This is a genomic window from Rhodococcus sp. GXMU-t2271 (assembly GCF_041414735.1).
GTDB lineage: Bacteria > Actinomycetota > Actinomycetes > Mycobacteriales > Mycobacteriaceae > Rhodococcus > Rhodococcus indonesiensis.
On the sequence record NZ_JAUIZP010000014.1, the window covers coordinates 1 to 7997 of the forward strand.

8 protein-coding genes are annotated in these 7997 nt (G+C 67.6%); 7 read left to right on the forward strand and 1 reads right to left on the reverse strand.

Annotation, left to right across the window (positions count from 1 at the left end; genetic code table 11):
* Window positions 1-115: 115 nt before the first annotated feature.
* Entirely contained in the window at window positions 116-853 is a 738-nt protein-coding gene (locus QYS60_RS05435; RefSeq protein WP_003938423.1) for a FadR/GntR family transcriptional regulator, read from the reverse strand.
* Between the two features lie 202 nt (window positions 854-1055).
* Here QYS60_RS05435 and QYS60_RS05440 point away from each other — a divergent pair, with 202 nt between their 5' ends.
* The 7 genes from QYS60_RS05440 to QYS60_RS05470 all read left to right on the forward strand — a co-directional run bounded on the left by QYS60_RS05440 (window position 1056) and on the right by QYS60_RS05470 (window position 7947).
* Entirely contained in the window at window positions 1056-1841 is a 786-nt protein-coding gene (locus QYS60_RS05440) for an enoyl-CoA hydratase/isomerase family protein (RefSeq protein WP_371382612.1), read from the forward strand.
* A gap of 189 nt (window positions 1842-2030) precedes the next feature.
* The gene (locus QYS60_RS05445; protein ID WP_054374583.1) at window positions 2031-2771 is read left to right on the forward strand and encodes a FadR/GntR family transcriptional regulator; all 741 of its coding nucleotides are present in this window, start codon (window positions 2031-2033) and stop codon (window positions 2769-2771) included.
* A 244-nt stretch (window positions 2772-3015) separates the two neighbouring features.
* Window positions 3016-4137, forward strand: coding sequence for an NDMA-dependent alcohol dehydrogenase (locus QYS60_RS05450; protein WP_289379816.1), 1122 nt, complete (start codon window positions 3016-3018; stop codon window positions 4135-4137).
* Window positions 4138-4243: 106 nt separating this feature from the next.
* Entirely contained in the window at window positions 4244-4789 is a 546-nt protein-coding gene (locus QYS60_RS05455; RefSeq protein ID WP_289379817.1) for an SgcJ/EcaC family oxidoreductase, read from the forward strand.
* 39 nt (window positions 4790-4828) lie between these two features.
* On the forward strand, window positions 4829-5671 hold the full coding sequence (locus tag QYS60_RS05460) for a mycofactocin-coupled SDR family oxidoreductase (protein ID WP_289379818.1): 843 nt from the start codon (window positions 4829-4831) through the stop codon (window positions 5669-5671).
* Between the two features lie 25 nt (window positions 5672-5696).
* The gene (locus QYS60_RS05465) at window positions 5697-7493 is read left to right on the forward strand and encodes a flavin-containing monooxygenase (protein ID WP_371382614.1); all 1797 of its coding nucleotides are present in this window, start codon (window positions 5697-5699) and stop codon (window positions 7491-7493) included.
* 31 nt (window positions 7494-7524) lie between these two features.
* A complete protein-coding gene (locus tag QYS60_RS05470) occupies window positions 7525-7947 on the forward strand; it encodes a nuclear transport factor 2 family protein (RefSeq protein WP_003938430.1) in 423 nt (140 codons plus the stop codon).
* Window positions 7948-7997 lie beyond the last annotated feature (50 nt).

Below are 7997 nucleotides of genomic sequence, written 5' to 3' on the forward strand. Positions count from 1 at the left end.
TTCGAATCCGGGGCCCCTTCCTGCGTCTGCGGACCGGTGGGCGTCAGCCCAGCGCCTGCGGTGGGCGTCAGCCCAGCGCCTGCGGTGGGCGTCAGCCCAGCGCCTGCGGGGGGCGTCAGCCCAGCGCGCGGTCCCACTGGATGACCTGTTCGAGCAGGTCGGGGTACTTGCGCTGGGCATACCTCCGGTAGGCGTCGATGTGCTCGCGCATGCGCTCCTCGGAGCCGATCTCGTCGCCCTGGGAGAGGGACTCGTAGATCCGGGTGTGCGCGACGATGATCGCCTCGCGCCGGTGCGGCGGGTAGTCGATGCCGATCGCCGTGCCGTCCATGATGCCGAGCAGGGAATCGACCATGTACCCGAACAACGGATTGCCCGAGGACCAGGCGATCAAGTCGTGGAAGCTCTTGTTCGCCTCGAGGAACTCGTACTGATCGCCGAGCGATCCGTGCATCCGTTCGATGGTTTCCTTGAGCTCGACGAGCGTCTCGCCGCTGACGCGCTGGGCGGCCAGCCGGCTGATCATCGGCTCGAGGGCGCTGCGCGCCTCGATGATGACGCTGAACGGGGCGTCCTTGAGCTGCATGAGGAGGATGAGCGAACTCGCGAGGTGGGACGCGTCGGGGTCCAGCATCACCGGCCCGCCCCTCGGTCCCGGCTTGAGCGCGATGACCCCCTGGAATTCCAGCAATCGCAGGGCTTCCCGCAATGTGCCACGGCCGATCTCGTACTTCTCGAGCATGACCCGTTCCGACGGCAGCAGATCACCCGCCGCCAAGTTCTGCCTGGTCGCGTCCCTGATGATGTGCTGCGCCACCACCATGGCCGCTTTCGGCGCCCGTCCTGTGATCATCGCGCCTTCTCCTCCCCGGAGCACCTGCCGGCTCGGGAACGCCGTCCGGATCGGACACTCCCCGCTTCCCGCCGAGCCAAAATAATGCTAACGATTATAACGTACAGTTCGTGTGTCGGGCCCGGAAAGATGCCCCGAGTGAGCCGGCATCTCCCAGGTACCCAGCCGAGCCGAACCGTGAACCTCGATCGAAGGAGTTCCGATGAGCAGCCCCACCTCAACCACCACGAGCGTCGTTCTCGACTCGGTCGACTCGAGCCTGTGGATCCGGCTCAACCGGCCCGAGCGCCGCAACGCGTTCGATGCCGAGATGTGCGCCGTCATGGTCGACGCGCTCCACAACGCCACCGACTACCGCTCGGTGGTCATCACCGGATCCGGGGGGAGCTTCTGCGCCGGTGGATCGCTCGGCCAGCTCAGCCAGCCGACCGTCAAGGAACTGCGCGGCCTGTACCGGTCCTCGCTCGAACTGTTCGACGCGATCCGCACCTGCCCCCGGCCGGTCGTCGCGGCCGTCAACGGTGCCGCGGCAGGCGGCGGCAACGAACTGGTGGTGGCCTGCGACCTCGCCGTCGCCGCCCGATCGGCGACCTTCGGGCAGACCGGCCCCCGCGTCGGTAGCGCTCCGGTCAGCGGCGCCACGAACGTGATGGGCGTGCAGATCGGCGAGAAGCGTGCCAAGGAACTGTCGCTGCTGTGCCGGCGCTACCCGGCGGAGCGCGCATACGAGATGGGACTGGTGAACGAGGTGGTCGACGACGACCTCCTCGAGGAGTCCGTCCGTTCGCTGTGCCGCGAGTTCGAGGCGCTGAGCCCGCGGTATCTCGAGATCACGAAGGTCAGTTCGAACATCTGGTGGAACTCCGCCCGGGACTCCTTCAGCAACGGCCTCGGCATGCTCATCCAGGCGATCGGCAGCGCCGACATGGTCGAGGGGGCGCAGGCATTTCTGGAGAAGCGCAAGCCGCAGTTTCCGCCCGCCGAGTAGACACACGGCCGATAATGGTGCACATCAATGTGCACAATCGCGTGCACAATGAGTACAGTGCACATTTCGGATCGACCGGGGAAGTTGCCCGGACGATCCGCCGACACGGCGAGCACCCGCTCCGCCGTGACAGCCTCCGCTTCCCGGAAGTCAGGAGGCCGAGAGGCTGAGGAGGCTTTCGTGGCTGCAATGTCGAGAGGCCCGAAGACGTCGCTGGTGGTAGCGCAGCAGATCGTCCGGGACACGGCGCGAAAAGGCCTGCAGCCCGGGGACCTGCTGCCCCCGGAGAAGGCGATGCTCGAGGAGTACCAGATCGGCCGCGGGACCCTGCGGGAGGGACTGCGACTGCTCGAGTTCCAGGGGATGATCGCCCTGAAGCCGGGCCCCAAGGGCGGTCCCGTCCTCCTCGATCCGGACGCGTCCCATCTGGCGAGCACCATCATCCTGCTGATGCAGCTCCAGAACGCCTCGCTCAGCACCATCGTGGAAGCCCGCACCGCCCTCGAGCCCGTCATCTGCCGCCTGGCCGCCGAGCGGATCAGCGACGAGCACCTGCAGGAGCTGAAGCAGTCCGTCGACCGCATGCAGCAGTCGTTCGACACGGCGGACATCGACACGTTCCTGGAGACGAACAAGCAGTTCCACGACGTCATCGCCTGGTCCACCGGGAACGCACTCTTCGGCTACCTGACGGACGCGCTGCTGCGGATCACCGGCGGCACGGTGATGGGCGTCGACCATCCCGCACCGCTGCGGGAGACGACGCTGAAGGCGCACACGCAGATCTACGAGGCGCTGAATTCCCACGACGCGGATCTGTCCGAGGACCGGATGCGCGACCACATCAACGAATACGTCCGCTATGCCGAGCGCAAGTTCCCCGAACTGCTGAGCCAGGTCCTGCCCTGGAATCAGGCACTCGGCGGCTGACCACGGCCGTCGGCGACGTCCGACGCCACGGACCCGCGGGCCCGCACCGAGCACCGTCTCGGCGCGGGCCCGCCGTCGTTGCGGGCTCCCATGATTCGTTCCCAGCCGCACTATTGCTTATATCCATGCGTATGGTTATGGTGATAGCGATCACATGCACACATCGCGATCACATCCGTCGAGCCTGTGCCGGAGCACTGCACCGGCCGCTGCTCGCGCCTTCACCCCGTCACGAGGAGAAGCCATGAAGACCATCGGAGCGCTGCTGTGGGAGCCGGGAACCCGGTCCGGTTGGAGCGTCGAGGAAATCGAGATCGATCCGCCGAAGAGCCGGGAGGTGCGGATCAAGCTCGCCGCCTCCGGCATCTGCCACAGTGACGACCACGTCGACACCGGCGACATCCCCCTCGACTGGGCGCCGATCATCGGCGGCCACGAAGGCGCCGGCGTGATCGAGGAACTCGGCCCCGACGTCACCGGCTTCGAGGTCGGCGACCACGTCGTCCTGTCCTTCCTGCCGTCCTGTGGCCACTGCAAGATGTGCACCATCGGCCGTTCCAACATGTGCGAGATGGGCGCCGGCGTGCTCGGGGGCTACGCACCCGACGGCACGCACCGCATCCACGCCCGCGGCCAGGGCGTCGGCCCGTTCTCCTACCTCGGCACCTTCTCGCCGTACGTCGTGGTCAACATCGACTCGTGCGTGAAGATCGGCAAGGACATCCCGCTCGACAAGGCCGCGCTGATCGGCTGCGGCGTCCCCACCGGCTGGGGCTCGTCCGTCTACGCGGCCGACATCCAGCTCGGTGACACCGTGGTCGTCATCGGCACCGGCGGCGTGGGCATGAACGCCGTCCAGGGCGCCCGACACAAGGGCGCCAAGAACGTCGTCACGATCGACCCCGTCGAGTTCAAGCGCGACCAGGCCAAGATCTTCGGTGCCACCCACACCACCGAGAACTTCGACCAGTGCCGCGAGGTCGTCGATCAGCTCACCGACGGACAGGGCGCCGACGTCGTGATCATCACCGTCGACATCGCCTACGGGCACCTGCTCAACCCCGCGCAGGAGATGACCCGTCGCGGCGGCACCCTGGTGCTCACCTCGGCGGCGCCGGTCACCCAGCGCGACGTGCCGTTCGACCTGTTCACCTTCGCGATGTCGGGCAAGCGCCTGCAGGGCACCCTGTACGGCACCACCACGGCCCGCCGGGACATCCCGCTCATCGCCGACATGTACCGCCGCGGCGAGTTCAAGCTGGACGAGCTGGTCACCAAGACCTACAAGCTCGAGGACATCAACACCGCGTTCAAGGATCTCCGCGACGGCAAGAACATCCGCGGCGTCATCATGTACGACGACTAGATCGGTACACGCGACCGCGCGGGTGACCCGCGCCCGGCGCCCGGGCCGGGACGGAGTCGACACTCCGCCCCGGCCCGTCCGTGTACCTCCGACAGGAACAGAGCCGATGACTGCCTCGAACCTCGCGGAACTCGATTCCGCTGCCCTGAGCCGCCTCGTCGCCAAGGACGAGATCCGGGACCTGGCCGGGCGCTACGCCCTGGCCGTCGACGACCACGACATCGACACCGTGCTGTCGATGTTCACCGAGGACGGTGTCTTCGAGGTCGCCGGCACCGAACTCCGCGGCCGTGAGCAGATCCGACCCTTCTACGTCTCCAGCATGGACCGCTACCACACCATGCTGCACACCCCCGAGATCCACCTCGTCACGATCGAAGACGACTCGCACGCAAGCGGAATCATGACCGGCCACGCCGAACTGGCGGTCCACGACACGCTGATGATGACCGCCTTCCGCTACCGGGACCGATACGTGCGACGGGACGGCGCATGGCTTTTCGAAAGACGCACCGTAGCGTTCATGTACGCGGTACCGTTCGAGTCGATGGGCTCGAGTTTCCGTACCACCAAACGGATTCGGTGGCCCCAGACCCGATACACCGATGCCGACTATCCGGAGTCGGCTCCCACCTGGAACACCTACCGCTGACGGCGGATCGGGCCCGTCGGCGGCCCCGAAGGAGCAGCTATGACAGGACGGGTAGCAGGTAAGGTCGCGTTCATCACGGGTGCGGCCCGCGGCCAGGGACGCAGCCACGCGATCCGCCTCGCCGAGGAGGGCGCCGACATCGTCGCTCTCGACGTCGCCGAGGAGATCGAGAGCGTCACCCGCTTCTACCCCGGCGCCACCGAGGAGGATCTGGCCGAGACGGTGCGCGCCGTCGAGGCCCTCGACCGCCGGATCATCGCCCGCAAGGCCGACGTCCGCAACTTCGACGCTGTCAAGGCCGTCGTCGACGAGGGCATCGCCGAACTCGGCCGGATCGACATCGTCGCCGCCAACGCGGGGATCTTCCTCTTCGGCGACGAGACGCACCTGGTCACCGAACGCGACTGGGACGACGTCCTCGACATCAACCTCAAGGGAGTGTGGCACACCTGCAAGGCCGTCACCCCCCACCTGATCGAGCAGGGCACCGGAGGGTCGATCGTCATCACCAGCTCCACCGCAGGCCTGAAGGGCACGCCGAACGTGGCGCCCTACACCGCGAGCAAGCATGCCGTGGTCGGCCTGATGCGCACGCTGGCACTGGAACTGGGGCCGCACGGCATCCGCGTCAACACCGTGCACCCCACCGGCGTCGCCACGGACATGATCCTGAACGAATCCTGCTTCCGCCTGTTCCTCCCGGACGTGGAGCATCCCACCCGGGAACAGGCCGCACCGGTCTTCGCCACCACCAACGTCCTGCCCGTGCCGTGGATCGAACCGATCGACATCTCCAACGCGGTGCTCTACCTCGCCTCCGACGAGGCCCGGTACGTCACCGGCACCGAACTCAAGGTCGACGCCGGCTACACCCTGCGCTGACCAGGCCGGACGAACGGGAGACCCAATGACCACACGACTCGACACCCCGCGTCTCGATCCCGCCCGCCCCGCCGAGGTCGCCGAGCGCTGGCTCGCGGATTTCGCCGATGCACTCCGGTCGGGCAGTGCCGGCGACTACCCGGATGCTCTCGCCACCGACGCGTGGTGGCGCGATCTGCTCGCCTTCACCGGTGATCTGCGCAGCCTGCACGGCGAATCGGCGATCCGGCCGCTGCTCACCGGCGCGGCGGACCTCGAGGTCCGCGACGAGGCACTCGATTCCTCCGCTCCGCCGGTTCTGCTGCCTACCGGCGACGGTCCGCCGGTGATACAGCTGCTCTTCCGTCTCACCGTCCGCTTCGGACAGGTCCGTGGCGTCGCGCGCCTGACGCCGGACGAGACGGACCGCTGGCGTGCGACCGCCGTGCTGACCGCCCTCGACAGTCTCGTCGGGGCCGAACCGGCTGTGGGAGAGCGCCGTCCGATCGGTGCGCCGGAACCCGGGGAACGCGTCACCACCCACTGGGGGGACCACCGCCGCCTCGCGACCGAGTGCACCGACCGGGATCCGGACGTCCTCGTGATCGGCGCCGGGCATTCCGGGCTCGGACTCGCCGCCTATCTGGGCGCGATGAACGTGCACACGCTCGTCGTCGAACGCCACGAGCGCGTGGGCGACAACTGGCGCAACCGCTACGACTCGCTGGTGCTGCACGACCCCGTGTGGTCGAACCATCTGCCGATGATGCCGTTCCCACCCACGTGGCCGGTGTTCACGCCGAAGGACAAGATGGGTGACTGGCTCGAACTCTATTCCCGGGCACTGGAACTGAACGTGTGGACCCGCACGGAGCTGGTGAGCGCCTCCCACGATCCGGCGACGGAGCGCTGGGACGTGCTCCTCGACCGCGGCGGCGAACGGCGCGTCCTGCATCCGCGCCACGTGGTCCTGGCCACCGGCCTGAGCGGAACCGAGCCGCTCGTCCCGGACATTCCGGGGAGCGAAGAATTCGCGGGCGAGCTGCTGCATTCCGGCCGGTACACGACGGACCCACGACGGAGCGGCCGGAACGTCGTCGTCATCGGCACCGGGAACAGCGGCCACGACATCGCGCAGGACCTGTACAACACCGGCGCGAACGTGACCCTCGTCCAGCGGGGTCCGACGTACGTCGTCGGCGGCACCACCGTGGTCGACGTCATGCTGAAGCCGGCCTACGGCGAGGACACCGCGCCCACCGAGATCGCCGACCTCGTCGGCGCGTCGTTCGCGCGACGGGACGAGGGATTCGTCGACGGGCTGCGTACCGCGGTCGCGGCGATGGCCGACATCGATCGCGACCTGCTCGATGCCCTGAGCGCCCGGGGATTCCGCCACAGCCTGGGCGACGGCGGGACCGGAGCGATGAACCTCTTCCTCACCCGCAACGGCGGCTACTACATCGACGTCGGCGCTTCGCGGCTCGTCGCGGACGGGTCGATCGGGCTGGTCGCCGGGAAGACCGTCGAACGGTTCGTCCCCGAGGGAGTCGTGATGTCGGACGGCACCGTCCTGCCCGCCGACACCGTCGTGTTCGCCACCGGATTCCGGGGCATTCTCGACACTGCCCGTCGCGTCCTGGGCGACGCGGTCGCCGACCGGTGCGGACCGGTCTGGGGCCTCGACGACGAGGGCGAGATCCGGTCGGTGTGGCGACGTTCCGGCCACGACGGGTTCTGGTTCAGCGGCGGAAATCTCACCTTCGCCCGGATCTACAACAAGTACCTCGCACTCCAGATCAGAGCCGACCTGGACGGCATCGACCTGCCGTCCGTTCCTTGACCCATTCCCTCGAGTACACGGAGACCGACACATGCGCGCCGACGACATCGACGAGATCATCCGCGTCACCCACCTCTACGCCCGGGGCCTCGACCGATTCGACCCCAAGGAAGCCCTGTCCGCCTTCGCACCCGACGGAGTGTGGGACGCCAGCGCCGTGGGCCTGACGCGGTACGAGGGCCACGAGCAGATCCTCGACTTCTTCGAGCGGGACGCACAGGCGGTGGACAAGCAGTTCCACATCATCACCAATCACGTCATCGACTTCGAGGACGACGACCATGCCACCGGTACGAACTACGTCTTCTCCGAAGCGGAGATGAAGAACGGCGCCGCCATCAAGGCGATCGCACTCAACGAGGACCGTTACGTCCGTACCGCCGACGGCTGGAAGATCGCCGAGCGGATCATCACGGGTCTCACCACCCCGCAGATGGACGGCTTCGACGCCTGACCGTGCGATGCCGAGACACGCGGCCGGGGTGGGGACTGCGCAGTCCCCAC